We start from the raw sequence: 26,821 nt of genomic DNA on the forward strand, positions 1-26,821 counted from the left end.
TTTTTTCACCTGTAAGTAAGAATGAGCATGTCTGATTTTTCTCTTATCCAGCGTCCAAGAAGGCTGCGTAAAAGCGCCGCGATGCGTGAAATGTTCCAGGAAACCAGCCTGAACCTCAGCGATCTGGCACTGCCAATTTTCGTTGAAGAAGGGGTGGACGACTACAAACCGATCACCGCCATGCCGGGCGTCATGCGTATCCCGGAAAAGCGTCTGGCGTATGAAATCGAGCGTATCGCCAAAGCGGGTATCCGTTCGGTGATGACTTTCGGTATTTCGCACCACACCGATGCCACCGGCAGCGATGCGTGGAACGAAAACGGTCTGGTGGCGCGTATGTCGCGTATCTGCAAAGACACCGTGCCGGAAATGATCGTCATGTCCGATACCTGTTTCTGTGAATACACCAGCCACGGCCATTGCGGCGTGCTGTGCGACCACGGTGTCGATAATGACGCAACCCTGATCAATCTCGGTAAACAGGCGGTGGTTGCCGCTCAGGCCGGTGCCGATTTCATCGCGCCTTCCGCCGCAATGGATGGCCAGGTAAAAGCGATTCGTCAGGCGCTCGATGCGGCCGGATTCACCGATACCGCGATTATGTCTTACTCCACCAAGTTCGCGTCCTCATTCTACGGTCCGTTCCGTGAAGCCGCAGGCACCGCGCTGAAAGGTGACCGTAAAACCTATCAGATGAACCCGATGAATCGCCGTGAAGCTATCCGTGAGTCGCTGATCGACGAAGCAGAAGGTGCTGATTCCCTGATGGTGAAACCGGCAGGTGCCTATCTCGATATCCTGCGCGATATCCGCGAGCGCACCACGCTGCCACTGGCTGCCTACCAGGTCAGCGGTGAATACGCCATGATCAAATTCGCAGCGCAGGCCGGTGCCATTGATGAACGCAATGTGGTGCTGGAAAGCCTTGGTGCCATTAAACGCGCCGGTGCCGATCTGATTTTCAGTTACTTTGCCCTTGATCTCGCCGAGCAAAAAATGCTCTGATCACCGTTACGCTTATCAGCCGTCTTTGCTGACGGCTGATAATTGTTAACGCCATCCTTTTGGCACAACACCAGTTCTGTAACACCTGCATCTAATAAGAAGAGTAACGCGATGAAAGCACCTGCACTGCCCGCAGACGAATCAGATCGTCTGGCTCAGTTACGTGCGCTCAACATTCTGCATACCCCGGCAGAAGAGCGTTTTGACCGTCTGACCCGCCTCGCCCGCCGCCTGTTTGGTGTGCCGGTCGCACTGGTAAGCCTGCTGGAAGAGGACCATCAGTGGTTCAAATCCATTGCGGGTAAATCCGGGGAAACCGCGCCGCGTAATACCTCCTTTTGTGGCCATGCCATCCTCCAGGATGACGTGATGGTAGTGGAGAATGCGCTGGAAGATGATCGCTTTTATGATAATCCGCTGGTCACCGGTGAAAACCCGGTGCGCTTCTACGCGGGTTGCCCATTACGCACGCCAGCAGGGGCCAAAGTGGGTACCCTGTGCATCGTCGATCACCATGCCCGTTCATTTGATGCCGATGATTACCACACGTTGCGCGATCTGGCAGCGATGGCGGAAGCCGAACTGATTGCGTTCCAGACCGCCACCTCAGACGAGCTGACGCAAATTACCAATCGTCGTGGCTTTATGACGCTCGGGCAGCTGGCCCTGAATGAATGCCTGGTAAAACAACTCCCGGCCTGTCTGACATTTCTCGACCTCGACCGTTTTAAAGAGATCAACGATACCCTTGGCCACCGTCAGGGCGATCGCGCACTGATGGATTTTGCCGATGCCATGAAGGTCAGTTTCCGCCATGCGGATATTTTTGCCCGGTTGGGAGGCGATGAGTTTGTGGTGCTGTTCAATGGCCTGCAACAGTCGGATGCCGAAGGGGTGCTGGCGCGCTTTGACCGGCAACTACAGAGACAGACGCTTGACCTGAGCCGCCTCTACCAGCTGCATTTCTCCTCCGGTATCGTGGAATTCGATCCCCAGCAGCCGCTGACGCTGGAGCAATTGCTGGAAGGCAGCGACGAGCGCATGTATGCCGCCAAGAAAGGGAAAAAACAGGCGCGGTAGCGCCTGTAAATTTTAACCGCGCGCCAAATCATCAATCAAAATCTGGTTAAACTTCTGCGGCTCCTCCATCTGCGGCGCATGTCCCATGCCCGGGAACTCGATCAGACGCGCACCAGGGATCAGTTTTGCTACCTGTTTCCCCAGCACATTGTAATGACCCAGCTGCGCTTTGACCGCTGGCGGGGCGATATCGCTGCCGATGGCGGTAGTATCGGAGGTACCAATCATCAGCGTGGTCGGCACTTGCAGATCTTTAAATTCGTAGTACACCGGCTGGGTAAAAATCATGTCGTAGATTAATGCCGAGTTCCACGCCACCCGGTTATGACCCGGTCCGCTATTCAGACCGGCCAACATATCCACCCATTTGTCATATTCCGGCTTCCACTGACCGACATAATAGGTTTGCTGCTCATACTTTTTGATCCCTGCGGCATTCAGCTTCAGCTCGCGCTGATACCACTGGTCCACCGAACGCCACGGTGCACCTTTCGCTTTCCAATCTTCCAGGCCAATCGGGTTCACCAGCACCAGTTTTTGCGTCTGCTGCGGGTACATCAACGCATAACGCGTCGCCAGCATACCTCCGGTGGAGTGACCAACAATCACCGCCTTTTCTATTCCAAGCTGTTGCAGTAGCTGATGGGTATTCTGCGCCAGCTGCTGGAAACTGTACTGATAATTGGCCGGTTTGCTGGAACTACAGAAACCAATCTGATCCGGTGCCACCACCCGGTATCCCTGCTGGCTCAATGCCTTGATGGTGTCTTCCCAGGTGGCACCGCAGAAATTTTTGCCATGCATCAGCACCACTGTCTGGCCGTTGGCATGCTGTGTGGGTTTGACATCCATATACCCCATGCTGAGCGGCTGCTGCTGGGAGGAGAAAGCAAAATGCTGTAACGGATAAGGATACTGGAAGCCTTCCAGCTGCTCACCATAGACATTGGCTGCCAGCGCCGATGCGCTGCTCATCAACGCCATGGAGGCGAGCAGTATCGCCAATGAAGACTTCCCGGGAAAACGTAACGCCATCAGAACATCTCCAGGTTAGGGCAAAGCAGCGAGTGTGACATGTTACGCACCGCAGCGTATTGATGTGCCGTGCCCTCTATATCCTCAACAAATTAACAACATCTCACAGCTAATTCTCACGAATTACGGGAATGATCTGATAGCGGAAAAATAAAAACCGATTTCCTGATAAATCTTTACGTAACAAGGCACACGGAAAGATAAGTTAAATTACACTGTGCTCACTGAACTGGAGGTGCTATATGCAAGAGAGAAAGTACAATGAGGGTGTAATTGACTCAGTAACTCACTGGATTGAAAATAATTTAGATCAGCGTTTGAGCATTGATGATATTGCGCAAAAGTCCGGGTATTCAAAATGGTATTTACAGAAACTTTTCGCTCGCTGCCACAATGAAACCCTGGCACGTTATATTCGCAAAAAGAAACTGGCGGCCTGTGTTGTTGAGCTGAAAAATAGTGACGCAACTATTATTAGCCTGGCCGTAAAATACCATTTTGAAAGCCAGCAGTCCTTCACCCGCTCTTTTAAACAGATGATGGGATGCACACCGCTTCATTGCCGTAAACAACAATTAAGCGGCGAGAGAAAGCACCAGCTGGCAGCCAGTGATGATCCCTGCGCACTTTGCCGTCAGGAAGGTCTGGTCAGCAGCGAATGCATGAAGGAGGTGCGCCCGCCAGCCGCCACTCCCGGCAAATTCCCTGCCCGCATTAGCTGTGCGATGGTATAAGAAAAAGCGCGATAATCGCGCTTTTTTTTCGTCCGAATATAGACATAAAAAAAGCCCCTTCCGGGGCCTTTTAATTATTTATACACCTGGGCGACAGCGTCAAAATTATTGCCATGCTGGCGGGCGGCTTCCACCACATAATATTTTCCGCCTTTCGCATCAGCCATCTCAGACAGGCGCTGGTGCAGATCCATCGGTGAGCTAATCGCGCCACCGGTATCGGACACGCTAATATTCCCCAGCGATTCAAGTTTAAAATGGTCGGCTTCCTGGGCAGAGATATTATTGGCAGCCAGTACCGGAACGCTCGCACCCAACAGCAACGCAGACAGAATTAATTTTTTCATCATTTCGTCCTCTTCAATTGTCGTGGTAATTTTCTGAAACCATTGTCTGATTTATCGCCATCGAACATTGATCATTTTGAGTTCAAATCAGCCAGACTTACTATTTCGTTTTTACCTGATATTGAGCGACGTTATTTAAATAGCAGGCCAGAATCGACTGGCCTGCTGCAATTAGTTCTGCAACTCCTGGCCTGGTAACAATTTTTCTGACATCAGACGACGGCAGGTGTTGCGATCCTGATGCGCCTGCTGCTGCTGTTCCGGTGACAGATCCTGCCACACCGTTTGCAGATGCTCACCCAGGCCGCGCTGGAAGTGGATTTTTTGCAATGCGTAATCGGAATTGCTGCCTTCGATGATTTGCTGCATATCCTTTGGTGTGTTGCCGCGTCCATCATGGGTCAGCGTACAGAACATGGCGATGTAATAGGCTTTGTCTTCATCGCTGTAATGCGGTGTGAGCCACCAGACTAAGGCACTGATCACGATCAGCAGCGGCAGGAGAAATTTGAGTTTTAACATGGGGATAATTACCAGATGGAAGAAAAACGCCGCGATCTTACCAGATTCACGGCGTTACGGCTCAGCGCAGGATGCCACTCAGCCCGTGATACCCCATATAAATCGCCACCAGCGCAATCAGGGTGCCGGAAAACCAGGGCGCGCGGCGTGCCAGTGTATCCAGCCCCTGCCAGCGCTGGGTGGCCTTCTGCACACTTAACGCGGCAGCAGCCCCCACGCCGACCAGCGTCATTGCCAGCCCGATGCTGAAGCACAGCACCAGCGCGGCCCCCAGGCTAAAGGCTTTCACCTGGATGCACAGCAGCAGCACAGTGATCGCCGCCGGACAGGGGATTAGCCCACCGGTTAAGCCAAACAAAATGATCTGTCCATTGGTCACTTCACGGCTGGCAAAGCGTTTTTTGATATCACTGGCGTGGGCGCGCTCATGTGCATCCTGAAAACCGCCATCATTTTCGCCAGGCCGACGCTGCACCTCCCCCTGCTGCCACGCAACGTCATAATCATGCGAGTGGCCGCGATGGCCGAGCGACAGACGCGCATTAAAGGTGTGTGGTTGCGGCACCGCCAGCGTGGATTGCAGCACGCCATCCTGAGCGGCGAAGGTGAATATTTGCGAGAACCCCATGCCCCGCCGGGTAGCGACACTCACTTCATTGGCCTGCCACGCAGCACCATCCAGCGTGCGCAGTTGCCAGTGCCCCTGATGCAATGCCAGTTCGATGTGGCCGTGACCGGTATCAATCACCTGAGCATCAGGGCGCTCTGTCTGCTGATGTTGCTTACGTTGCTGCTCGCTTTGCCAGGTACGCCAGATCATCCACAACGCGGTAGCGAGGATGATGACGGCAGAAATCAGCTGGAACCACGGCTCTGCGGTATCGGCGGTCAGTTTACGGCTGACATACATGCCCCCGAGGGCGATCAGACAGACAATCAACGTGTGCGACAAAGTGGCGGCCAGTCCCAGCATCACCGCCTGCTTTACCGTACCGCGAATCGCTACGATAAACGCCGCCATCATGGTTTTGGAATGGCCCGGCTCTAGTCCGTGTAACGCACCCAGTAAAATGGCGCTGGGGATAAACAGCCAGGCACTGGACGTGCCCTGACTCAGCAGTGCAGCAAAATCGGTCATAATTGTTCTCATCGAATTAAAAAACGGCACAGTTGATGCAATTGCCGGTCAACCCAAATATACTATACCCCAGTATAGTAATGATCAACGGACTTCACGCTATGTCACATACCCATAAAGATCAAAAAAAATTGCTGGCGCGCGTGCGCCGTATCAAAGGCCAGGCTGAATCACTGGAAAAGGCGCTGATTGCCGAAGAAGAGTGCCTGAAGGTGTTGCAGCAGGTGGCAGCAGTGCGTGGCGCGATTAACGGGCTGATGAGTGAATTGCTGGAAGGCCATATCCGCGAGCATCTGATGAACCCGAATGCCAGCGAGCAGGAGCGCGCAAGCGATATGGAAGAGATTATCGCGGTGGTGCGCAGTTATATGAAGTAACGGCGCGATTACTCGCGCCGTTGGCATCAGAATCGCTCAAACCGATACGGGGTCGGGTCGATCAGCGGTGTATGGCCGGAAACCAGATCGGCAGCCAGTTGCCCGGCAGCCGGTGACGTGCCGAAACCGTGGCCGGAAAACCCCGTCGCCAGCGTCAGACCTGGCATCGCCGCCACCGGGCCGATCACCGGGTTGGAATCAGGCGTGACATCAATCACCCCGGCCCACGTCTGCGCCAGCTCCGCTTGCTCAAACACCGGCCATGCCGCGCGCAGGTTACGCATCGCTTCCTGATTCAGCGCCGGATTGGCTGCTGGATCGAGAGTACGAATACGTTCGAATGGCGAGCGGCGATCCCCCCGCCAGCGCCGGGCCAGCGCCAGATCTTTGACAAAATATTTGCCGAGCGAGATACGCAGATTGTCACGCGCATGGCGCAGCTGCGGCAGATAACGTGTCCCCAGCAGCAGATGATCGAGCGTCAACGGTGCATCCAGAGCCCCGCGCTGAGTAATAATAAACCCGCCATCTTTATGCTTACGAAATGAGAAATCCGGCGCACCTACGGCAATATTGGTGGGTCCTTCCAGCGGCTTTGTCCGCAACACCGAGCAAATCAGCGGCAAGGTGGGTAGCGCAATACCGAGATTGCCGAGAAAACGGCGTGACCAGGCTCCCGCTGCCAGCAGCACCTGATCGCAGCGAATTTCACCGCGTTCGGTAATCACGCCGCTGACCTTCCCGTCGCTGGTCTCCAGCGTGCGCACCGCGCATTGCTCCACAATAATCGCGCCTCTGGTGATCGCGGCTTTGGCAATGGCGCTGGCTGCCAGTGTCGGTTCGGCGCGGCCATCTGAGGCGGTAAAAATCCCCCCTGCCCAGCCGCCCTGCCCACCCGGCACCCGTGCCGCAATGTCCGCAGGGCTGAGTAGCTTCGCATCCAGATCCAGCGGCTGCACCGCCTTCAGCCAGCTTTCATGCAGGGCCATCTGTGCCTCGTTGCGGGCAATAAACATAATGCCCGCCTGGCGATAACCCACGTCGCTGCCGACGCGTTCCGCCATCCCCGCCCACAAACGGTCGGCAGCCTGCGCCAGCGGAATATCATCAGCGGCACGACTGGTTTTGCGGATCCAGCCCAGATTACGCGACGACTGCTCACCCGCAATGCGGCCTTTCTCCAGCACCACCACCGGAATATTGCGTTCCGCCAGTGTCAGTGCGGCGGTCAACCCAACAATGCCGCCACCAATAATGACCACCGTAGTGGCGGAGGGAAAATCGGTGTATGTGGTGACAGGGGTAATTTCCGGTGACATAACGCGCCTCCTGTTACGCCTTACAGCGCAACGGTGATTTCCTGCACCTCGGCCTGACCGGCCCCGCGATACGCCGTGACTTCCAGCTCGACCTTATACACCGTGGAACCCAGCGGCGGGCAAGTGACCGTGGTCGCCGGATTGATACCGCGAAACTTATCGCCAATGATGCCCATCACCGTCGCGACATCGTCCGGGTTCTGAATAAACACCCGCGAGAACACCACGTCTCTGAGCGAGGCATCTATCGCGGCCAGTGCCGCCTCGATATTGGCGAACACCTGCAAAGTCTGTTCAGTGACGTCCGCCGGAATTTCTTTACTGACCGGATGACGGCCCGCGGTGTTGGAGACATAAATCCAGTTATCCACCGCGACAATGCGCGAATAGCTGCCCATCTCTTCAAATTTCGAACCGGTTTTCACTTTAATGATGTTGGTCATGCTGGTTTCCTTGATTAGCTCAGTACCGGGGTTTCCCACAGGTTTAATTTCACGCCGATGCCTTTTTCGATCGCGTTGCGATACACCACCGTGCCCCAGGCAACGTCTTCCACCGGCATACCGCCGACTGACATGATGATGATCTCCTCATCGTTCTGGCGGCCAGGAGCATCACCGGCGACGATTTTGCCGATGTCCTCCAGCTGTTCCGCCGCCAGCTTGCCTTCGGCAATCATGTCCATAAAACGCACGCCGATAACCGGGATGGTTTTGTGTGCGGGCTTGGGGACTTCCTCAAACCACGCGTGATAAAGGCCGGTGTTATCCAGCACTTTGCGCACGTCGGCCTGTTCCATACCGGCGTCGATGTTGCACAGCGCAGGCATCGCCAGGAAGGTGCCCGGCTTGACCCATTCACGCCTCACCAGCGGATAGCTGTCGGGGTCGCCCACTTCGCCGGAACTGCAATAGGTCACGATATCGGAATCGCGTACTACCGCTTCCAGCGACTCGACGATTTCGATGTGTTTGATTTGCGGCCAGGTTTCCTGCACCCAGGTGATGAAGTTATCCAGGCTACGCTGACCACGCCCTTTCACTTTGATGGTATCGATGTGCGGGCACACGGCGATAAACGCCGCCACCGCCGTTTTGCCCATCACGCCCGGCCCCAACAGGCCAATCACGCGGGAATCTTTACGCGCCAGATGACGCGCCCCCACGCCCGGCACCGCGCCGGTGCGATAAGCCGACAGCAGATTGGCGGACATATGCGCCAGCGGTGCGCCGGTATCGGCATCGTTGAGGGTGAACATCAGAATGGAACGCGGCAGCCCTTTTTCGCGGTTGGCAATATTCGAGCCATACCATTTCACCCCTGCGGTGCCAAAGTTGCCGCCGAGGTAAGCTGGCATCGCCATCAGGCGACGATCGGCGGTCGGTTTTGGCATGGTGGGGAACGGTGAATTTTCCGGGAAGGTGACCATCGCGCCGTGTGAATCGTTATTGGCACCGGCCATGCGGTAGTCCCCCCGATACAACAGGCCGAACATCTCCTCCATGGTGTTAACGCAGGCGGGCATGTCGGTAACGCCTGCGCGGATCATGTCCTGCTCCGACAGGTAGATAAAATCAATCCGGGTTGAATCAGTCATGGTTTACGCCCTTTTCAGTCTTATTACGTATTCCCGCCGACGCAGTGCGTCCGGCGTGCAGGTGGATGTCTTTAGGAATACGTGACGACGAGGGGGCTGTATTGAATATTTGCGACATCCGCGTGGCACGGGGCTTGCATGATCGGTTTATCCCTGTTCAGCCTGTAGCGGAGCGCGCGATGTCTGAGAATCCCTTTTATCGTCATGGCGGCAGCTTTCATCCAGAACAGCCGTGGTTTGTGCTGAATGCCGCGCAACATTACTCGGTCATCGCCTCAGAAAACCCGGCGATTTCACACTTTTACAGCTTCGACGTGGCGCAATCGGCGGATATGACGCTGGCTGTCCCGGATGGCTGCGTGGATATCGTGTTTGATTGCGATCCGCTCAACCCCAAAGGTCGCGTGTGCGGCACCACGCTGGAAGCGCGCGGTGCCGACATGCTGCATAACCATCATTATTTCGGCGTGCGGTTCGCGCCGGGCGTTATCCCCGATTTTCTTGACGTGATGGCAGAGGAGATCCCCGACCATGAATTCAGCTTTCTTGATGTGGTACCTGATGCCCGACTGGCGTTTGAACAAATTGTGCAAAGCCACAGCTTTTCACAGCAAATTTCGTTATTTAACGCCCACTTCACGCCACGGCTGGTGCGCAAAGCCTCATCGGTAACGGCATCGATTATCCGTGCGATGCAGCAGCAAAAGGGCAATATTCGCGTTGATCAACTGGAAGCGCTGACCGGTTACACCTGCCGCACCATTCAGCGGCAGTTCCGCCAGGATACCGGTTTGTCGCCGAAGGCCTTTAGCCGCATTCTGCGCTGCCAGTCGGCGCTGAATAGCATCCATGCGCTGGGGGATATTTCCTTTAGCGATCTGGCATTTGACCTTGGATTTAGCGACCAGTCGCACTTCCTGCGCGAGTTTAAAAAGTTCGTCAGCACCACGCCGTGCGACTATCAACGGCGCATTGCCCATGATGCGTTGTTCCATCGTCTGCGCTATCACTGAGCACTAAAACGGTGCAGCTCTGCACCGTGGCTCTGTCCGATTTTTTCTATCCGCCGTCGTCGTCACTGAGAAATGATGCAGCGAAGTTACCTGCCTCAGGCGACGCAGAGCGCCTGAGAAATTTCACTCTCCTCATAGAGGCGCTGGCGATGAACAACGATACCGGTTTACGCAAAAATACGTTGGGCTTGTTTTCTCTGGTCTTTTTTGTGGTTGCTGCGGCATCCCCGCTGACCGGGGTGGTCGGCGGCCTGCCGGTGGCGATTATCTCCGGCAACGGCGGCGGCATTCCGGTGTTTTACATCCTGTCGTGTGTCATTTTGATGCTGTTCGCGGTGGGCTTCATCGCCATGAGCCGCCACGTCAACAATGCCGGGGCGTTCTACACCTATATCTCCAAAGGGTTGGGGGATAACTGGGGGGCCTCCGCCTCGGTGCTGGCCCTGATGGCCTACTTCTCCATCCAGATCGCCATTGTTGCCATGCTGGGTTTCTTCACCCAGCTGTTCCTTGAGGAACACCTCGGTATGCACGTTCCCTGGTGGGCGCTGAGTATGTTGTTTGCCATCATTGCCTGGATACTGGGCATCAAGCGAGTGGAGGTGGGCGGCAAGCTACTGGGCGTGTTGATGCTGGCTGAAGTCGCCATCGTGCTGCTGACCGATGTGATGTTGCTGGTGAAAAAAACCGGTCCCTTCACCTTCCAGTCATTTGAACCCTCGGTGTTTATGCAGGGCAATCTCGGTATCGCTTTTATCTTCACCATCGCTGCGTTTATCGGTTTTGAATCGACCGCGATCTACGCCGAAGAGTGCCGCGACCCGCAGAAAACCGTGCCACGCGCCACGATTTGCGCCCTGCTGCTGATCACCGCCTTTTTCTGCTTTACCAGCTGGTCGCTGGTGCAGGCCTATGGTTTTGATGAGATCGTCGCCATCGCCAGTAAAGATCCCGGCAATTTTGTTTTCAACATTACCCGCCAGTATGTCGGCCAGTGGGCGGTGAATACCATGTCGGTGCTGCTGATCACCAGCCTGTTCGCGGCTACGCTGGCATTTCACAACAACATTTCGCGCTACATCTTTAGCATCAGCCGCGATGGCCTGATCTGGAAGGAGTTATGCCGCACCCATCCGACCAACGGCACACCGCATAATGCCAGCCATGTACACAGCGTGATCCTGCTGATGTTGCTGGCCGGTATGGGCAGCGCCGGGCTGGACCCGATGGTACATATCTTTGCCATCGGCTCTGCGGTCGCGACCCTGTGCATCCTGATTCTGCAACTCGGGGTGTCCGCTGCGGTGGTACTGTTCTTCCGCAGCAAAGCCACCGATGACAGTCGCTTGCAGGTATTCTGGGCACCACTGCTGTCGATCATCTGTATGACCATCACCATCATTCTGGTGGTGAATAACCTGCAATCACTGAGCGGCAGCGATTCCAGCGTGGTGAAGATGATTCCGTGGTTTATCGCCGCCTGCGCCCTGGCGGGTTACGGTATGTCGCTGAAGCGTGGGATGAAACTCGCGGCAATAAAAAAATAATCTGCCTTTTGCGCTCGGATTATGCCGATGTTATAACGCCTGCGCGCATGCCCAGGCGGAACTCCACGCCCACTGGAAGTTATACCCCCCCAGCCAGCCGGTGACGTCCACCACCTCGCCAATAAAATACAACCCGGGCACATCGCGTGCTTCCATGGTTTTTGACGATAACAGGGTGGTATCCACACCGCCCAGCGTCACTTCTGCGGTGCGGTAGCCTTCAGTGCCGTTTGGCTGCACGCGCCACTGATGCAGCGTTTGCACCAGCTCGTTCTGCTGCTTACTGTTGAGTTGCTTCAGCGTGACATCAGGTAGCTGGTTCAGCACCTGCAACACTTCCACCAGGCGCTTCGGCAGAATTTTCGCCAGGCTGTTCTTCAGGCTGAGATTCGGATGCGCGTCGCGCTGCACATTAATGAAATCATCCAGCGGCGTGGCGGGGGAGAGATCCACCGTGACAAACTCGCCCGGTTGCCAGTAACTGGAGATCTGCAACACCGCCGGACCGGACAGCCCGCGATGGGTGAATAGCATCGCCTCTTTAAAGACGGTGCCATCCTGCGCGGTGATGGTGGTGGGTAAGGCCACGCCAGACAGCGTATTCAGCTGCTCCAGCAGCGGCTTATGCAGGGTAAAGGGCACCAGCGCTGCACGCGTCGGGAACACCTTCAGACCAAACTGTTCCGCCACTTTATAACCAAAGGGCGAGGCACCCAGCCCGGGCATCGACAACCCCCCACTGGCGATAACCAGCTTTTCCGCCTGCACGGCCATGCCGTTCAGCTGCAAGGTGTAGCCCTGCTCGTCACGCTGCACGCTCAACACTTCGCTGCGCAGCCGCAGCGTCACCTGCCCTGCCTCGCATTCCGCCAGCAGCATATCGACAATCTGCTGTGCGGAATCGTCGCAGAACAGCTGGCCGAGGGTTTTCTCGTGGTAAGCGATAGCATGACGATTGACCAGATCGATAAAATCCCACTGGGTATAACGCGCCAGCGCGGATTTGCAGAAATGGGGGTTGTGCGACAGGTAAGCTGCGGGTTCAGTGTACATATTGGTGAAATTACAGCGTCCGCCGCCCGACATCAGAATCTTGCGCCCGGCTTTTTTGCCGTTATCGAGCAGCAGCACACGGCGGCCACGCTGACCGGCCTGCGCAGCACAGAACATGCCAGCAGCACCTGCACCAATAATGATAACGTCAAACTTTTCCACTGCTTTTACCCATTTCACCCGAAAGGCGCTGATTGTAGTGATCTGTACACAGGGGCGCCAGTGTCAAAAAATTGCCGTAAATATGTCATATTGTAACTGACTAATATTTCGACCTTTTTCCCCTGAATTACCGTGCAGATTACAACTTTAAGTCAAAAAAAGGCTATATTTCCCTTTCCCATACAGCATGTTGTCGCGGATAATGCGCCGCGTTCATGTCCTCCTAAATGGCGTAACGTTTATGCTACATCTGTTTGCTGGTCTTGACCTGAGTACCGGCCTGTTATTAGTTCTTGCTCTGCTGTTTGTATTGTTTTACGAAGCAATCAATGGCTTCCACGACACAGCCAACGCGGTTGCGACAGTTATCTACACCCGTGCGATGCGGGCGCAGCTGGCAGTTGTGATGGCGGGTGTTTTCAACTTCTTAGGTGTTTTACTGGGCGGTTTGAGTGTGGCTTATGCCATCGTTCATATGCTCCCCACCGATCTGCTATTAAATGTTGGTTCAGCTCACGGCCTTGCCATGGTGTTCTCCATGCTGCTGGCTGCGATTATCTGGAACCTCGGCACCTGGTATCTGGGTCTGCCGGCGTCCAGCTCCCACACCCTGATTGGTGCCATTATTGGTATTGGTCTCACCAATGCCCTGATGACCGGGACTTCGGTAGTTGACGCGCTCAACCTGCCTAAAGTTCTCAACATCTTCCTTTCTCTGATCCTGTCTCCGATTGTCGGTATGGTGATTGCCGGTAGCCTGATTTTCCTGTTACGGCGCTACTGGAGCGGGACCAAAAAACGCTCACGCACCCATATGACACCGGCGGAACGCGAGAAAATCGACGGCAAGAAAAAGCCGCCGTTCTGGACCCGGATCGCCCTGATTGTCTCCGCCATTGGCGTGAGCTATTCACACGGCGCGAACGATGGTCAGAAAGGCATTGGCCTGATCATGCTGGTGCTGATTGGCGTCGCGCCTGCGGGTTTTGTGGTGAACATCAATGCGTCCGGTTATGACATCTCCCGTACGCGTGATGCAGTAAATCATCTGGAGCAGTTTTATCAGCAGCACAACAACGCGCTGACGCACATCGTGCAGATGGCGCCACCGGCGGTGCCTGCGCCAGAAGAAACCACCAGCGGGCCGCATGAGTTTCACTGCGACAGTACCCGTGCGCTGCCTGCCATTCAGCGTGCACAGGGTTTGCTCAACAACCTGCAAAGCTACGATCAGCTGACGGTTGACCAGCGTAGCCAGATGCGCCGTCTGCTGCTGTGTATCTCCGATACCGCCGATAAAGCCGCGAAGCTGCCGGAAACCAGCGCTGACGATCAGCGTTTCCTGAATAAGCTGAAAGGTGACCTGCTGGGTACGGTCGAGTATGCTCCAATCTGGATCATCATGGCCGTGGCGATGGCACTGGGTATCGGCACCATGATTGGCTGGCGTCGTGTTGCCACCACCATCGGTGAGAAAATTGGCAAAAAAGGCATGACCTATGCCCAAGGCATGTCGGCGCAGGTTACGGCCGCCGTCTCCATTGGTATTGCCAGCTATACCGGGATGCCGGTCTCCACGACGCATATTTTGTCGTCGTCAGTAGCCGGAACCATGCTGGTTGATGGTGGTGGCCTGCAAAGCCGCACCATTAAGAATATCGCGATGGCGTGGGTGTTCACCCTGCCGGTGTGTATTCTGCTTTCCGGTTCACTGTACTGGATTGCCCTGAAACTGGTGTAATCACGCCGGACCAGACCCTTGAAGGGCGACAGCAATGTCGCCCTTTTTTTATTGCCAGAGGGCCATCGCGATCAGGCTGACCACCACCAAACCACACAAGCCGCTGGTCAGGATAAATTGCCCGCGCACCCGTTCACAGCGCCGGATAAATTCATCGTCATGATGATCACGATAACGTTTCTCCCAGATATAGCGCACCAGGCGCACCTGTTTGCTGGGCTGGCCGTGCGAAGTAAAGAAACCGGCACCATCCACATATTGATACAGCAGCGGGTCGCAACCGCGTAGCACCGCCAGTAACGAGCGCAGAGAAGAGAAGTAGCGCGCCATATTCACCAGACAAACCACACACAGAGCCCAAAAAAGCGCGATAGTGCTGATCATGATCCCCTCCCGGCTGGAGCCGCGGAGACGCGCACAGCGGGGTAACGCTGACAACGCCCCACGAGAAAGCCTTCCACTGAATGAATCGAATTGCATTGTTGTTTTGCGAGCCGAGCGGTCCGTACCAGCAACAATGTGACCGCCATTTTCAGTGTAGGAGATCTGGTAAAAATTTTTCCAGCGATGATTTTCGTTCACAGCGAGAGAAAAAAGAGATAACACTTGATCTGTCTCACAGGCGCACCGCGCCTTGCAGCATTTGTTAACAACTCTGGCTATACTGAAACCATAACAATAAACCGCCTGCAGGGCATAAATCTCGATGGGTGGCGCTTATCGCCGTTATGCGCAAAGGATTTCGCCAGCCGTGACGTGGCAGGAATTCGGGTTGCCCCCAGAATCTTGTGAAAGGAGTTATATCATGGCTTATAAACACATCCTGATTGCAGTAGACCTTTCCCCGGAAAGCCAGTTGCTGGTTGATAAAGCGGTCTCACTGGCTCGTCCTTACGAGGCGAAAATCTCCCTTATCCACGTTGATGTGAACTATTCAGACCTCTACACCGGGCTGATTGACGTCAATCTGGGGGATATGCAGAAACGTATCTCTGAAGAGACGCATACCGCGCTGAAAGAGCTTTCGACCAACGCCGGTTATCCCATCAGTGAAACCCTGAGCGGTAGCGGCGATCTCGGCCAGGTGCTGGTGGATGCGATTAGAAAATATGACGTGGATTTGGTGGTCTGTGGCCACCATCAGGACTTCTGGAGCAAACTGATGTCGTCAGCGCGTCAGCTGATTAATACGGTACATATCGATATGTTGATTGTGCCGCTGCATGATGACGACGAATAACAAATCAGGCCGGGAAACCGGCCTGATTTGTTATAGCGGCGCGATTTATCGCGCGGGTTTTCCCGCATCACGCACAGGATTGCGCGATAAATCGCGCCGCTACGGAATCTACAGGCATCAGCCAAGCGGTGGATAGATATCAAAACGATGGCTTTTGGTGACCACTGCTGACTGCGTCACCACGCCCGCTAACGGCGGTGCGTAATCCGGACGCTTCACCACAATACGTTTCTTCGCCAGACGGCGCGCCGGTTCCAGCAACGCATCCGCATCCTCATCCGCCCCGACCAGCGACTGAAACACCCGCATCTCCTTTTTCACCATGGCGCTTTTCTGCCGGTGTGGATACATCGGGTCGAGATACACCACATCAGGCGCAGGTGTAATCTCGCTCAGTGCCTGCTGGCTCACCACATGCAGCAACGTCAATCGCTCACGCAGCCAGCCGCCGATCTCAGGGTCGTCATAGCCACGGCGCAAGCCATCTTCCAGTAACGCCGCCACCACCGGATGACGCTCCAGCATGCGCACCCGGCACCCCAGTGCCGCCAGCACGAAAGCATCGCGCCCCAGGCCTGCGGTGGCATCGACCACATCCGGCAGGTAATCGCCCTTGATGCCCACCGCTTTCGCCACCGCCTCGCCACGTCCACCGCCAAAGCGACGGCGATGTGCCATCGCGCCAGAAACGAAATCGACAAAAATGCCGCCCAGTTTTGGCTCATCGCGTTTACGCAGCTCAAGATGGCTGGCCGTCAGCACCAGCGCAAGCCCGGAATCTTCGTCCTGTTCCAGCCCCCAGCGTTGCGCCAGAAGTAATAAGGCACCGTCTCCGGTGCCTGTTTCGTCAACTAAACCGATTTTCACAGGCCGGCTTATCCCTGAATCCCGTAATGTTCCAGCATCGCATCCAGCTGCGGTTCACGGCCACGGAAGCGTTTGAACAGCTCCATCGGCTCCTCAGAACCACCACGCGTCAGGATATTGTCGAGGAACGACTGACCGGTTTCGCGGTTGAAGATACCCTCTTCTTCGAAGCGTGAGTAAGCATCAGCAGCCAGCACGTCGGCCCACAGATAGCTGTAATAACCTGCGGCATAGCCGCCAGCAAATACGTGGCTGAAGGCGTGCGGGAAACGGCCCCATTCCGGGCTGGGTACCACGGCAACCTGCTTTTTCACTTCGCGCAGGGTTTCGAGGATTTTTGCGCCCTGCTCAGGATTGAACTCGGTATGCAGACGGAAATCGAACAGGCCGAACTCCAGCTGACGCAGGATAAACAGCGCTGCCTGATAGTTTTTCGCCGCCAGCATTTTATCCAGCAGTTCTTTCGGCAACGGCTCGCCGGTTTCATAGTGACCGGAGATAAACGCCAGCGCCTCCGGCTCCCAGCACCAGTTCTCCATAAACTGGCTCGGCAGCTCCACCGCATCCCACGGCACACCGCTGATACCGGACACGCCCGGGGTTTCGATACGCGTCAGCATATGATGCAGACCGTGGCCGAACTCGTGGAACAGGGTAATCACTTCATCGTGGGTGAACAGCGCCGGTTTGCCCTGCACCGGGCGGTTGAAGTTACAGGTGAGATACGCCACCGGTTTTTGCAGGCTGCCATCGGCTTTGCGCATCTGGCCGACACAGTCGTCCATCCACGCACCACCGCGTTTGTGTTCGCGGGCATACAGGTCAAGATAGAAACTGCCGCGCAGTTCGCCGCTTTCATCGAACAGGTCGAAGAAACGCACGTCCGGGTGGTAAACATCCACATCTTTGCGCTCTTTCGCGCTGATACCGTAGATGCGTTTCACCACCTCAAACAGGCCGCTCACCGCACGCTCTTCCGGGAAGTACGGACGCAGCTGCTCATCGCTGATGGTGTACAGATGCTGTTTCTGTTTTTCACCGTAGTACGTCAGGTCCCACGGGTTCATTTCGTCAACGCCAAACTCTTTTTTAGCGAAGGCACGCAGCTGGGCGAGTTCTTTTTCCCCCTGCGGGCGAGCGCGTTTTGCCAGGTCGGTCAGGAAGTCGATCACCTGAGACGGGCTTTCCGCCATTTTGGTTGCCAGCGATTTGTCCGCGAAGGAGTCGAAGCCCAGCAGCTGAGCCAGCTCGTGACGCAGCGCCAGTTCCTCGGCCATTACCGGGCCGTTGTCCCATTTACCGGCATTCGGGCCTTGCTCGGAAGCACGGGTGGAGTACGCGCGGTACAACTCTTCACGCAGCGCAGCGTTGTCGCAGTAAGTCATCACCGGCAGATAGCTCGGGATATCCAGCGTCAGCAGCCAGCCTTGCTGCTCTTTGGCTTCTGCCTGGGCTTTGGCCGCCGCCAGCGCACTTTCCGGCATCCCCGCCAGTTCCGCTTCGTCGGTAATCAGCTTGCTCCAGCCCATGGTGGCATCGAGCACGTTGTTGCTATAGGTTGACCCCAGTTCAGACAGGCGCGCCGCGATGGCGCCGTAGCGTTTCTGTTTTTCTTTATCGAGGCCGATACCGGACAGCTCGAAATCACGCAGGCTGTTATCCACCACTTTTTTCTGCGCGATATCCAGCGCAGCGTAGTTATCGCCCTGCTTCAGGTTGACGTAAGCCTGATACAACCCTTCATGCTGGCCGACCCAGGTGCTGTACTCAGACAGCAGCGGCAGCGTCTGCTCGTAGGCTTCACGCAGTTCCGGGCTGTTTTTTACCGAATTCAGATGGCTGACCGGCGAGAAAATACGACCCAGACGGTCGTCAACTTCAGCCAGCGGCTGCACCAGATTGTCCCAGCTATAAGGCGCGCCCTGTGCCACTACGCGTTCCACCGCCGCACGGCAGTCGTCCAGCGCTGCGGTGACAGCGGGAACCACATGTTCGGGTTTGATGGCGGAGAATGGCGGTAGCGTATAAGGCGTGAGTAACGGATTGGTCATAAGCGCAGTCCTTTCATTGGGGTGTGGGGCGCGAGCAGGTCGCGCAACGCAATCGTATTAACATGCGGCCTGATCGGCGGAAAATCAATGCCACGAAGGCACTGCCTGACGCCGAAACGCCAGCAATTTTTATCCAGCGCGGCTATAATCGCGCCAGACACGATGTTCTGACTTCTTTGATCCAACCGCGGACCCCTCTTTTTTATGCTGAGTTATCGCCACAGTTTTCATGCCGGCAACCATGCCGACGTGCTCAAACACACCGTTGAGAGCCTGATCCTGACTGCCCTGATGGAGAAGGAGAAGCCTTTCCTCTATCTGGATACCCACGCCGGTGCCGGACGTTACCAGCTGAGCGGTGAGCACGCCGAGCGTACCGGTGAATATCTGGAAGGCATCGCGCGCATCTGGCAGCAGCCCGACGCACCGGAATTGCTGAAGCCTTATTTCTCCGCGATTCGTAACCTGAACCCTAACGGCACGCTGCGTTACTATCCAGGTTCGCCGCTGATTGCCCGCCATCTGCTGCGCCAGGACGATAAATTGCAGCTGACTGAGCTGCACTCCAGCGATTACCCGCTGCTGCGCAACGAGTTTAGCAAAGACAGCCGCGCCCGCGTCGAACGTGCGGACGGTTATCAACAGCTGAAATCGAAGCTGCCACCGCCCACGCGCCGTGGTCTGATTCTGATCGATCCGCCGTATGAGCTGAAAAGTGACTATCAGGCGGTGGTGAAAGGGATTCAGGAAGGCCACAAACGCTTCGGCACCGGTATCTACGCCTTGTGGTATCCGGTGGTGCTGCGTCAGCAAATCAAACATATGACCAAAGATTTGCAGGCCACCGGCATTCGCAACATTTTGCAGATTGAGCTGGCGGTGCGCCCGGACAGCGATCAACGCGGCATGACCGCCTCTGGCATGATCGTGATTAACCCGCCGTGGAAGCTGGAGCAGCAGATGAAAGAACTGCTGCCGTGGCTGCATCAGAAGCTGGTGCCCGCAGGCACCGGGCACACCCGCGTGGAGTGGATTACGCCGGAATAAGGTGCGCTAAACTTCGAACACCGCGAAATCATGTGCCAGCACCGTCTGCGGAAAGACGGACTGGCACTCCGCCAGCAATCTCTCCCGATCCTGCGACAAATAACGTGAACTGAAATGGGTGGCGATCAGCCTTTTCGCTCCAGCCTGTTTTGCCACCTGCGCCGTCTGAATCGTAGTGGAATGGCCGCGACTATTGGCTTTCTCCGCCAGCGCCGCCTCCAGCGTGGTTTCGTGCACCATCACATCCGCATCAGCCGCCAGTTGCAACGCCATCTCCGTCGGTCCGGTATCGCCAAAAATCGCCAGCACCTTGCCTTTGGTAGGTGGACCGAGATACTCCGCACCATCAATTTCGCGCCCATCTTCCAGCCGGATGCGCTCGCCCTGTTTTAGCTGCTGATACCAGGGACCACGCGGTACCCCTTCGGCCTTCAGACGCGGAGCATCGAGGAAGCCGGGTTTATCATGCTGCTCAATCCGATAGCCATAGCATTCAACGACGTGATTCATCGGCCAGGCGGTGACGCGAAACGCGCCATCGTCAAACACCAGCCCCGCACCGATCTCCACAATCTCCAGCGGAAAGCTGGTATAGGAGCCACTCAGGCTGAGTGCCGTTTCAATAAATTGGCGGATACCCTGCGGGCCATAAAGGGTGAGCGGTTCTTTGAGTCCCGCCATCGAGCGGCTGGTTAACAGCCCCGGCAGGCCAAAGATATGGTCACCGTGCAGATGGGTAATAAAGATTTTTTCCAGCTTGCCCGGCTTGAGATCTGAACGCATATATTGGTGCTGCGTCGCTTCACCACAATCAAACAGCCAGGTTTCACCGCGTTTGGACAGCGTCAGCGCAATGGCGGTGACATTACGTTGCAGGCTGGGCGCGCCTGCGCCAGTACCCAGAAAAGTCAGTTGCATGCTTGCTTCCGTGAAAATAGATTCGATTCAATGCTATTACAATCATAGGCGCAATCTTTGCGCCCTTTCCCCTGTCAGCGTTACACTCTAACCCAATTTTTCTTCCTGCAAATGGACACATCTGATGACCAGACATTTTGACTACCTTGCCATTGGCGGCGGCAGCGGCGGTATCGCCTCCATTAACCGTGCGGCGATGCACGGCCAGAAATGCGCCCTGATTGAAGCCAAAGAGCTGGGCGGCACCTGTGTCAACGTGGGTTGCGTACCGAAAAAAGTGATGTGGCATGCGGCGCAAATTGCTGAAGCTATCCACCTTTATGGCCCGGACTATGGTTTTGACACCACGGTTAACCGTTTCGACTGGTCAACCCTGGTGAAAAATCGCAGCGCCTATATCGATCGTATCCACACCTCCTACGACAACGTGCTGGGCAAAAATAACGTGGAAGTGATCAAAGGGTTCGCACGTTTTGTCGATGCGCACACCGTTGAAGTCAACGGCGAAACCATCACCGCCGATCATATCCTGATTGCTACCGGCGGCCGCCCGAGTCACCCACAAATCCCTGGCGCAGAATACGGCATCGATTCTGACGGTTTCTTCGAACTGGACGCTCTGCCGAAACGCGTTGCGGTGGTCGGCGCGGGCTATATCGCTGTTGAACTGGCGGGTGTGGTCAACGCGCTCGGCGCAGAAACCCACCTGTTCGTACGTAAACACGCGCCGCTACGTAGCTTTGATCCGCTGATCACCGACACGCTGGTGGAAGTGATGCAGGCTGAAGGTCCGTCATTGCATACCGACTCCATCCCAAAAGCAGTGATCAAAAACGCTGATGGCAGCCTGACGCTGCAACTGGAAAACGGCCACGCGCAGACCGTGGATTGCCTGGTGTGGGCGATTGGTCGTGAGCCAGCCAATGACAACTTCAACCTGGCGGTTACCGGCGTTGCGCTGGATGAGAAAGGCTATATCAAGGTCGATAAGTTCCAGAACACCAGCGTGCCAGGTATTTACGCGGTGGGCGATAACACCGGCGCGGTGGAGCTGACGCCGGTTGCGGTTGCCGCAGGTCGTCGCCTGTCAGAGCGTCTGTTTAACAACAAGCCGGACGAACATCTGGACTACAGCAACATCCCGACCGTGGTGTTCAGCCATCCGCCGATTGGCACCGTCGGCCTGACGGAACCCGAAGCGCGCGAGCAGTACGGTGATGACCAGGTGAAGGTGTATAAATCCGCCTTCACCGCCATGTACACCGCCGTCACCCAGCATCGCCAGCCGTGCCGCATGAAGCTGGTGTGCGTAGGACCGGAGGAGAAGATCGTCGGTATCCACGGCATTGGTTTCGGCATGGATGAAATGCTGCAGGGCTTTGCGGTCGCACTGAAAATGGGTGCCACCAAAAAAGACTTTGATAATACCGTGGCTATCCACCCGACGGCGGCGGAAGAGTTTGTGACGATGCGTTAATTATCAGGCCAGCATGTGATGACATGCTGGCTCCTCCCCCTGCCATTTCCTGCAAGATAAAAACCTTTTTATTCACTACTCAATCCCCTCTGACAGGGATAACATTTGCCCCTTTGCTGACGCGGGCGCGCTGGCATTTTTCTGGTGAGTTATTTGGCTAAGGGAGGCTGGCGTGAATTTCTGTTTTGCGCGGCGGTGGTTAAGCAGTAAGGGTCAGGCATGAATATTATCAGCATCATTATGTCGGCGGGCAAAGCCTCGGTGGATGTTGCGCTGTACACGCTGATTCCCATCATGGTGGTCATGCTATGCGTCATGAAATATCTGGAGGCAAAAGGCGTACTCGATTTTATTGTGCGTCATACCACGCCGTTATTAAAACCGCTCGGCATTACCGGGCTGGCGCTATTTGCCCTGATTCAACTCAATTTTGTTAGTTTTGCCGCACCGCTGGCTGCACTGGCCATCATGGAAAAACGCGGCACCTCCGATCGACATATGGCAGCCACGCTGGCGATGTTATTTGCCATGGGTCAGGCCAATGCCTTTTATCCCTTAATTCCTGCTGGCTTGCATTGGGGGGCGGCGATTCTGATCTCCATTTGCGGCGGCATACTGGCGGCAGCCAGCACTTATCACCTGTTTGGCCGCAAACTGTCGGGTGTCGCGCTGCGTGATGAAGACGAAGGGATCAGCCATAGCGAGGCGAAACCCGGCCTGATTAGTATCATCAATAACGCCGGCTCCGATGCGATTCGTCTGGCGCTGGGTTCGTTGCCGATGCTGATCCTCTCGTTATCCGTGGTTGGCATACTTAAAGAGGCGGGCGGTGTCGAGTTGCTGAGCCGGGTGCTCTCACCGGTTCTGGCACGGCTGAACATTTCCGAGGTCTACATTCTGCCCGCGCTCACCAAGTGCCTGGCTGGTGGCACCGCCTATTACGGCGTGGTGTCTGACTTGATCGCAAAAGGCCTGTACAGCGCCCACAATATTAACGCCTCTGCAGGCCTGCTGATTCAGACCTTCGACCTGCCTGGCATCGGGATTTTTCTCGGGCTTTCCACCCGTTTCCCGCGCCTGTTTCGTTTTGCTGTACCGGGTATTCTGCTGGGGATCGCCCTGCGCGCCATTTCGCATAGCCTCCTTTTTTAAAGATTGCGCTAAACAGGTAACAACCTGTTTAGCGTTTTTACTTCTTAAAATAACACCATAATTTTCAGGCGTTATTTAAGATTAACCCTTTCAATTCCATTGTTATTTTCATCGATTGCACTTCTGATATTTTTAGTATTATTATCTGAAGAACATCATCACGGCAGATGTAATTAACCCCCATGATTATGATGGTTTATTGAAAGCGGATCATGGCTCCATTATCTCAGAGAAATATCAGGTTAATTACCTAATCCCTTAATTTTATCGCAGGTAATATTCCTGTTCGGCATATATTGAACACCAAGATAGGGTAGATCCATGAACGGTAAGAAAATAACCTGGAATGGCGGTTTGCAGCACGAAGCCATCGACATTCTGGCGAAAGAGGGCGGCATGATCGTCAGCCCGACCAAAGTCGGCTACATTATCATGACCTCAGATAAAGCTGGCCTCGAACGCAAGTTTGAAGCGAAGAACCGCAAACGTAACAAGCCCGGCGTGGTGCTGTGCGGCTCGCTGGAGCAGCTGCGCTCGCTGGCTCAGCTCAACCCGGAAATTGACGAGCTGTATCAACGTCATTGGGATCAGGACATTCTGCTGGGCTGCATTTTGCCATGGCGCGAAGAGGCGTTATCACGTATTCCTGACGACGGTTCCAAAGAGCTGATGATGGATGGCCGCCAGACCAGCTGTTTCGTTATTAAGTTTGGCAAGCCGGGTGAAATACTGGCAAAAGAATTGTGGGAAAAGCACGGCAAATTCTCCTTTGCCAGCTCCGCAAATCCATCAGGCCAGGGCAACCGGGGTCTGGTGGAAGGTATTGGCGAACGCATTGAATCCCGTGCTGATTTAATTATTGCCGCCAACGATTACGTGAAATCCATTCAGCCAAACGACGAAAATAAAGTGCGTTATGAGCAGGGTGTGATGGTGTCGATGGTGGATAGCACAGGCCGTTTGATTCCGGAACAAAAAGGCGAGCGAAAAATTACACCCTGTCCGGTGCTGATCCGCAAAGGCCTTGATGTTGATAAGATCATGTCACTGCTGTCGGATATTTTCCCATCATGGGATTACCGCCACGGCGATTATTATTAAGATCAAACCCGCGCGATTCATCGCGCGGGTTTGACCGGAATTGCGCAATAAATTGCGCCGCTACCACTCCACCGTAATCTTACCGAAGTGTCCGGCATTTTCCTGATGGCGGAACGCCGCTGGTAAATCACTCAGTGCACCAAAACTATCGCTGATCACCGGGCGCATGCCGGTCTGCTCCAGCGCACGAACAAAATCCTGCTGCTGGCGGCGATGGCCAACGATCAGGCCCTGAATCCGCGCCTGCTTCGCCATCAATCCGGCTGTCGGGATCACCCCTTCAAAGCCGGTCAGCACGCCGATTAATGCAATATGTCCACCGACACGTACCGCCTCAATGGATTGCGCCATGGTGCCGGGCCCACCCAGTTCAATCACCACATCCGCGCCTTTACCCCCGGTCAGCTGCTGCACTGCTTTGCCCCACTCGGGTGTGCTGCGGTAGTTAATCACCTCATCGGCCCCCAGCTCACGCGCATGCTCCAGCTTTTCATCCGAGGATGAGGTTACAATCACGCGCGCACCCATGCTTTTGGCGATTTGCAGCGCGGTGATGGAAACACCACCCGTGCCCAGCGTAAGAATGGTATCGCCAGCTTTGATCTGCGCATCCCCCACCAACGCCCGCCAGGCCGTCAGACCGGAGGTGGTGATGGTGGCGGCTTCAGCATGACGCCAGCCAAGAGGTGCGAGGGTAAAATGGCTGGCCGGACGCACCACTACTTCGGCGGCAAAGCCGTGGGCACCATCGCCAGGTGTCTGGGTGAAATTGCCGACCTGTTGCTCAGGCAAACCATCCTGCCACTGAGGAAAGAAGCCGGACACCACATGGTCACCCGCCTTAAATTCACTGACGCCCGCACCGACTTCTTCCACCACGCCCGCACCGTCCGCCATCATGATGCGGCCATCGGCGGTGGGAATGGATCCTTTTGCCACCAACAGATCGTGATAATTCAGAGAGGTGGCATGGATCGCCACCCGGATCTCACCCGGCCCCGGCTTACCCGGATCCGCCAGATCCACCCGTTGCAAATTCTCCAGTCCGCCGGGGCTTTTTAAGATCATCGCTTGCATTGTCTGTCATCCTCATCAGCAAAAAAGTAAGTGTGGCAGCGATGGCGAATCGCTGCCTTCGCCGATGGTGCTTAGCGCAGTGGGCGATAAAAAGTTCTGATCTCCTGCGCCAGCAGCTCCGGTTCTTCCATCGCGGTAAAATGTCCGCCGCGCGGCATCTCGGTCCACTGCTGAATATTAAGATGCTGCTCGGCCCAGCGCCGTGGCGGCGGCACCAGATCGTGAGGAAAACGCGCCAGCCCGGTCGGCACGCGAATATCGCCCATCGGCGGCAGCGAATGGCTGTTCTCATAGTAAAGGTTGGCCGAACTGCCGAAGCTGCCGGTGAGCCAGTACAGCATGATGTTATTGAGCAGCTCATCCTTGCTGAACCGGCTAAACAGATCCCCCTGACAATCGCCCCAGCTACGGAATTTTTCCATAATCCAGCTCGCCAGCCCGACCGGAGAATCGTTGAGCGCGAACGCCAGCGTTTGTGGCTTGGTCGATTGCAGCGCCATGTAGGCTCCTTCCTGGGTTATCCACTTCAGCGCCACCGCCTGATAGTCACGCGCTTCATCCGTGAGATCGTCACCTTTCGCCTGCATCAGCGGGCGAATTAACCCAACATCGGTGAGGTGAATCCCCACCAGCCTGTCAGGATGCTGCACCGCCAGATAACGCGTCACGCCAGAGCCGATATCCCCGCCAGCGGCGGCGAAACGGGCATAGCCTAGTTCCGTCATCATCTGCGCCCACAAGTCAGCAATTTGCGCGTTGTGGATCCCCTGCGGCGGGCAGCGAGAGAAGGAAAAGCCCGGCAGCGACGGCACGATAACGTCGAACGCATCCTCGGCCTTACCGCCAAAACGCACCGGGTCAGTCAGCAGGGGGATGATCTTCTGGTAACGCAGAAACGAATCGGGCCAGCCGTGGGTCAGCAGCAGCGGCAGCGGATTTGGCCCGTTGCCGCGTTGATGAATAAAATGCACCGGCGTTTCGCCCTGCTGCCAGTAAAAATGCGCCAGCTGGTTGAGTTCATGCTCCTGCTGACGCCAGTCATACTGATGCAGCCAGTAATCCACCAACGCTTTCAGCTCATCAATGGCGGTGCCTTTTTGCCATGCCGCACCCGGTAGCGGAGCAGCCCAGCGCGTCTGGCGCAGCCGCCACTCCAGGTCATCTAACTGCGACTGCGCGATATCAATCTGAAACGGTTGCACAGACATAACCACTCCTCAG

General features: G+C 55.6%; 26 protein-coding genes. 12 read left to right on the forward strand and 14 right to left on the reverse strand.

Annotation, left to right across the window (positions count from 1 at the left end; all coding sequences use genetic code 11):
• Positions 1–27 precede the first annotated feature (27 nt).
• Positions 28–1,005, forward strand: a complete 978-nt coding sequence (gene hemB, locus PW844_RS04210) for a porphobilinogen synthase (RefSeq protein WP_299448246.1) — start codon at positions 28–30, stop codon at positions 1,003–1,005.
• Between the two features lie 111 nt (positions 1,006–1,116).
• Positions 1,117–2,085, forward strand: a complete 969-nt coding sequence (locus PW844_RS04215) for a sensor domain-containing diguanylate cyclase (protein ID WP_299448248.1) — start codon at positions 1,117–1,119, stop codon at positions 2,083–2,085.
• 12 nt (positions 2,086–2,097) lie between these two features.
• On the opposite strand, the gene PW844_RS04220 is transcribed toward PW844_RS04215, so the two are convergent.
• A complete protein-coding gene (locus tag PW844_RS04220; protein WP_299448250.1) occupies positions 2,098–3,120 on the reverse strand; it encodes an alpha/beta hydrolase in 1,023 nt (340 codons plus the stop codon).
• Between the two features lie 242 nt (positions 3,121–3,362).
• Between PW844_RS04220 and PW844_RS04225 the strand changes: the two genes are divergently transcribed.
• Positions 3,363–3,854, forward strand: a complete 492-nt coding sequence (locus tag PW844_RS04225; RefSeq protein WP_299448252.1) for a helix-turn-helix domain-containing protein — start codon at positions 3,363–3,365, stop codon at positions 3,852–3,854.
• Positions 3,855–3,928: 74 nt separating this feature from the next.
• Here the strand turns inward: PW844_RS04225 and PW844_RS04230 are convergent, their stop codons facing one another.
• The 3 genes from PW844_RS04230 to PW844_RS04240 form a co-directional block, all read right to left on the reverse strand.
• On the reverse strand, positions 3,929–4,204 hold the full coding sequence (locus PW844_RS04230; protein ID WP_299448254.1) for a DUF1471 domain-containing protein: 276 nt from the start codon (positions 4,202–4,204) through the stop codon (positions 3,929–3,931).
• 168 nt (positions 4,205–4,372) lie between these two features.
• Positions 4,373–4,723, reverse strand: coding sequence for a hypothetical protein (locus PW844_RS04235; protein ID WP_299448256.1), 351 nt, complete (start codon positions 4,721–4,723; stop codon positions 4,373–4,375).
• 61 nt (positions 4,724–4,784) lie between these two features.
• Positions 4,785–5,861: a nickel/cobalt efflux protein RcnA gene (locus tag PW844_RS04240; RefSeq protein ID WP_299448258.1), complete on the reverse strand. Its 1,077-nt coding sequence runs from the start codon at positions 5,859–5,861 to the stop codon at positions 4,785–4,787.
• 101 nt (positions 5,862–5,962) lie between these two features.
• Between PW844_RS04240 and PW844_RS04245 the strand changes: the two genes are divergently transcribed.
• Positions 5,963–6,238: a metal/formaldehyde-sensitive transcriptional repressor gene (locus PW844_RS04245; RefSeq protein WP_299448260.1), complete on the forward strand. Its 276-nt coding sequence runs from the start codon at positions 5,963–5,965 to the stop codon at positions 6,236–6,238.
• 26 nt (positions 6,239–6,264) lie between these two features.
• Here the strand turns inward: PW844_RS04245 and PW844_RS04250 are convergent, their stop codons facing one another.
• From PW844_RS04250 to PW844_RS04260, 3 genes are read right to left on the reverse strand one after another with little or no spacing between them, the layout of a single operon-like run.
• Complete coding sequence (locus PW844_RS04250; protein ID WP_299448262.1) at positions 6,265–7,557, reverse strand: FAD-binding oxidoreductase; 1,293 nt, start codon at positions 7,555–7,557, stop codon at positions 6,265–6,267.
• A 20-nt stretch (positions 7,558–7,577) separates the two neighbouring features.
• Positions 7,578–8,000 carry a Rid family hydrolase gene (locus tag PW844_RS04255; protein WP_299448264.1) on the reverse strand — a complete coding sequence of 141 codons (423 nt, stop codon included), beginning with the start codon at positions 7,998–8,000 and terminating at the stop codon, positions 7,578–7,580.
• Positions 8,001–8,014: 14 nt separating this feature from the next.
• Entirely contained in the window at positions 8,015–9,154 is a 1,140-nt protein-coding gene (locus PW844_RS04260) for a tyramine oxidase subunit B (protein ID WP_299448266.1), read from the reverse strand.
• Positions 9,155–9,333: 179 nt separating this feature from the next.
• Here PW844_RS04260 and PW844_RS04265 point away from each other — a divergent pair, with 179 nt between their 5' ends.
• Together PW844_RS04265 and PW844_RS04270 are read left to right on the forward strand one after the other, a co-directional pair.
• On the forward strand, positions 9,334–10,167 hold the full coding sequence (locus PW844_RS04265) for a helix-turn-helix domain-containing protein (protein ID WP_208716800.1): 834 nt from the start codon (positions 9,334–9,336) through the stop codon (positions 10,165–10,167).
• Positions 10,168–10,316: 149 nt separating this feature from the next.
• On the forward strand, positions 10,317–11,714 hold the full coding sequence (locus tag PW844_RS04270; protein WP_299448269.1) for an APC family permease: 1,398 nt from the start codon (positions 10,317–10,319) through the stop codon (positions 11,712–11,714).
• Positions 11,715–11,744: 30 nt separating this feature from the next.
• Here the strand turns inward: PW844_RS04270 and PW844_RS04275 are convergent, their stop codons facing one another.
• Entirely contained in the window at positions 11,745–12,929 is a 1,185-nt protein-coding gene (locus PW844_RS04275) for an NAD(P)/FAD-dependent oxidoreductase (RefSeq protein WP_299448271.1), read from the reverse strand.
• 241 nt (positions 12,930–13,170) lie between these two features.
• Here PW844_RS04275 and pitA point away from each other — a divergent pair, with 241 nt between their 5' ends.
• A complete protein-coding gene (pitA, locus tag PW844_RS04280; protein ID WP_299448273.1) occupies positions 13,171–14,670 on the forward strand; it encodes an inorganic phosphate transporter PitA in 1,500 nt (499 codons plus the stop codon).
• A gap of 48 nt (positions 14,671–14,718) precedes the next feature.
• Here pitA and uspB read toward each other — a convergent pair whose 3' ends face one another.
• Complete coding sequence (uspB, locus tag PW844_RS04285) at positions 14,719–15,054, reverse strand: universal stress protein UspB (protein WP_299448275.1); 336 nt, start codon at positions 15,052–15,054, stop codon at positions 14,719–14,721.
• A gap of 421 nt (positions 15,055–15,475) precedes the next feature.
• Here uspB and uspA point away from each other — a divergent pair, with 421 nt between their 5' ends.
• Positions 15,476–15,910 carry a universal stress protein UspA gene (uspA, locus tag PW844_RS04290; protein ID WP_299448277.1) on the forward strand — a complete coding sequence of 145 codons (435 nt, stop codon included), beginning with the start codon at positions 15,476–15,478 and terminating at the stop codon, positions 15,908–15,910.
• A 117-nt stretch (positions 15,911–16,027) separates the two neighbouring features.
• Here the strand turns inward: uspA and rsmJ are convergent, their stop codons facing one another.
• Positions 16,028–16,777 (reverse strand): 16S rRNA (guanine(1516)-N(2))-methyltransferase RsmJ, encoded by a 750-nt coding sequence (rsmJ, locus tag PW844_RS04295; RefSeq protein WP_299448279.1) that lies wholly within the window; start codon positions 16,775–16,777, stop codon positions 16,028–16,030.
• 8 nt (positions 16,778–16,785) lie between these two features.
• A complete protein-coding gene (prlC, locus tag PW844_RS04300) occupies positions 16,786–18,828 on the reverse strand; it encodes an oligopeptidase A (RefSeq protein WP_299448282.1) in 2,043 nt (680 codons plus the stop codon).
• A 204-nt stretch (positions 18,829–19,032) separates the two neighbouring features.
• Here prlC and PW844_RS04305 point away from each other — a divergent pair, with 204 nt between their 5' ends.
• A complete protein-coding gene (locus PW844_RS04305; RefSeq protein WP_084877647.1) occupies positions 19,033–19,875 on the forward strand; it encodes a 23S rRNA (adenine(2030)-N(6))-methyltransferase RlmJ in 843 nt (280 codons plus the stop codon).
• Between the two features lie 6 nt (positions 19,876–19,881).
• Here PW844_RS04305 and rnz read toward each other — a convergent pair whose 3' ends face one another.
• Positions 19,882–20,793, reverse strand: coding sequence for a ribonuclease Z (rnz, locus tag PW844_RS04310; protein ID WP_299448285.1), 912 nt, complete (start codon positions 20,791–20,793; stop codon positions 19,882–19,884).
• Positions 20,794–20,917: 124 nt separating this feature from the next.
• Between rnz and gorA the strand changes: the two genes are divergently transcribed.
• The 3 genes from gorA (at position 20,918) to PW844_RS04325 (ending at position 24,523) form a co-directional block, all read left to right on the forward strand.
• A complete protein-coding gene (gene gorA / locus PW844_RS04315) occupies positions 20,918–22,270 on the forward strand; it encodes a glutathione-disulfide reductase (RefSeq protein WP_084877652.1) in 1,353 nt (450 codons plus the stop codon).
• Between the two features lie 219 nt (positions 22,271–22,489).
• A complete protein-coding gene (locus PW844_RS04320) occupies positions 22,490–23,422 on the forward strand; it encodes a nucleoside recognition domain-containing protein (RefSeq protein ID WP_299448290.1) in 933 nt (310 codons plus the stop codon).
• Positions 23,423–23,743: 321 nt separating this feature from the next.
• Complete coding sequence (locus tag PW844_RS04325) at positions 23,744–24,523, forward strand: Sua5/YciO/YrdC/YwlC family protein (protein ID WP_299448292.1); 780 nt, start codon at positions 23,744–23,746, stop codon at positions 24,521–24,523.
• A gap of 60 nt (positions 24,524–24,583) precedes the next feature.
• Here PW844_RS04325 and PW844_RS04330 read toward each other — a convergent pair whose 3' ends face one another.
• Positions 24,584–25,600 (reverse strand): NAD(P)-dependent alcohol dehydrogenase, encoded by a 1,017-nt coding sequence (locus PW844_RS04330; protein WP_299448294.1) that lies wholly within the window; start codon positions 25,598–25,600, stop codon positions 24,584–24,586.
• A 71-nt stretch (positions 25,601–25,671) separates the two neighbouring features.
• Positions 25,672–26,808 (reverse strand): epoxide hydrolase family protein, encoded by a 1,137-nt coding sequence (locus tag PW844_RS04335; protein ID WP_299448296.1) that lies wholly within the window; start codon positions 26,806–26,808, stop codon positions 25,672–25,674.
• Positions 26,809–26,821: the final 13 nt, after the last annotated feature.

The organism is Pantoea sp., from assembly GCF_028283705.1.
Taxonomy (GTDB): Bacteria; Pseudomonadota; Gammaproteobacteria; order Enterobacterales; family Enterobacteriaceae; genus Pantoea.

What these genes read in the sequence shown, in the direction of transcription:
- hemB (WP_299448246.1), top strand. Translation starts at nt 28, where the DNA reads ATGTCTGATTTTTCTCTTATCCAGCGTCCAAGAAGGCTGCGTAAAAGC.
- PW844_RS04215 (WP_299448248.1), top strand. Translation starts at nt 1,117, where the DNA reads ATGAAAGCACCTGCACTGCCCGCAGACGAATCAGATCGTCTGGCTCAG.
- PW844_RS04220 (WP_299448250.1), bottom strand. Translation starts at nt 3,120, where the DNA reads ATGGCGTTACGTTTTCCCGGGAAGTCTTCATTGGCGATACTGCTCGCC.
- PW844_RS04225 (WP_299448252.1), top strand. Translation starts at nt 3,363, where the DNA reads ATGCAAGAGAGAAAGTACAATGAGGGTGTAATTGACTCAGTAACTCAC.
- PW844_RS04230 (WP_299448254.1), bottom strand. Translation starts at nt 4,204, where the DNA reads ATGATGAAAAAATTAATTCTGTCTGCGTTGCTGTTGGGTGCGAGCGTT.
- PW844_RS04235 (WP_299448256.1), bottom strand. Translation starts at nt 4,723, where the DNA reads ATGTTAAAACTCAAATTTCTCCTGCCGCTGCTGATCGTGATCAGTGCC.
- PW844_RS04240 (WP_299448258.1), bottom strand. Translation starts at nt 5,861, where the DNA reads ATGACCGATTTTGCTGCACTGCTGAGTCAGGGCACGTCCAGTGCCTGG.
- PW844_RS04245 (WP_299448260.1), top strand. Translation starts at nt 5,963, where the DNA reads ATGTCACATACCCATAAAGATCAAAAAAAATTGCTGGCGCGCGTGCGC.
- PW844_RS04250 (WP_299448262.1), bottom strand. Translation starts at nt 7,557, where the DNA reads ATGTCACCGGAAATTACCCCTGTCACCACATACACCGATTTTCCCTCC.
- PW844_RS04255 (WP_299448264.1), bottom strand. Translation starts at nt 8,000, where the DNA reads ATGACCAACATCATTAAAGTGAAAACCGGTTCGAAATTTGAAGAGATG.
- PW844_RS04260 (WP_299448266.1), bottom strand. Translation starts at nt 9,154, where the DNA reads ATGACTGATTCAACCCGGATTGATTTTATCTACCTGTCGGAGCAGGAC.
- PW844_RS04265 (WP_208716800.1), top strand. Translation starts at nt 9,334, where the DNA reads ATGTCTGAGAATCCCTTTTATCGTCATGGCGGCAGCTTTCATCCAGAA.
- PW844_RS04270 (WP_299448269.1), top strand. Translation starts at nt 10,317, where the DNA reads ATGAACAACGATACCGGTTTACGCAAAAATACGTTGGGCTTGTTTTCT.
- pitA (WP_299448273.1), top strand. Translation starts at nt 13,171, where the DNA reads ATGCTACATCTGTTTGCTGGTCTTGACCTGAGTACCGGCCTGTTATTA.
- uspB (WP_299448275.1), bottom strand. Translation starts at nt 15,054, where the DNA reads ATGATCAGCACTATCGCGCTTTTTTGGGCTCTGTGTGTGGTTTGTCTG.
- uspA (WP_299448277.1), top strand. Translation starts at nt 15,476, where the DNA reads ATGGCTTATAAACACATCCTGATTGCAGTAGACCTTTCCCCGGAAAGC.
- prlC (WP_299448282.1), bottom strand. Translation starts at nt 18,828, where the DNA reads ATGACCAATCCGTTACTCACGCCTTATACGCTACCGCCATTCTCCGCC.
- PW844_RS04305 (WP_084877647.1), top strand. Translation starts at nt 19,033, where the DNA reads ATGCTGAGTTATCGCCACAGTTTTCATGCCGGCAACCATGCCGACGTG.
- rnz (WP_299448285.1), bottom strand. Translation starts at nt 20,793, where the DNA reads ATGCAACTGACTTTTCTGGGTACTGGCGCAGGCGCGCCCAGCCTGCAA.
- gorA (WP_084877652.1), top strand. Translation starts at nt 20,918, where the DNA reads ATGACCAGACATTTTGACTACCTTGCCATTGGCGGCGGCAGCGGCGGT.
- PW844_RS04320 (WP_299448290.1), top strand. Translation starts at nt 22,490, where the DNA reads ATGAATATTATCAGCATCATTATGTCGGCGGGCAAAGCCTCGGTGGAT.
- PW844_RS04325 (WP_299448292.1), top strand. Translation starts at nt 23,744, where the DNA reads ATGAACGGTAAGAAAATAACCTGGAATGGCGGTTTGCAGCACGAAGCC.
- PW844_RS04330 (WP_299448294.1), bottom strand. Translation starts at nt 25,600, where the DNA reads ATGCAAGCGATGATCTTAAAAAGCCCCGGCGGACTGGAGAATTTGCAA.
- PW844_RS04335 (WP_299448296.1), bottom strand. Translation starts at nt 26,808, where the DNA reads ATGTCTGTGCAACCGTTTCAGATTGATATCGCGCAGTCGCAGTTAGAT.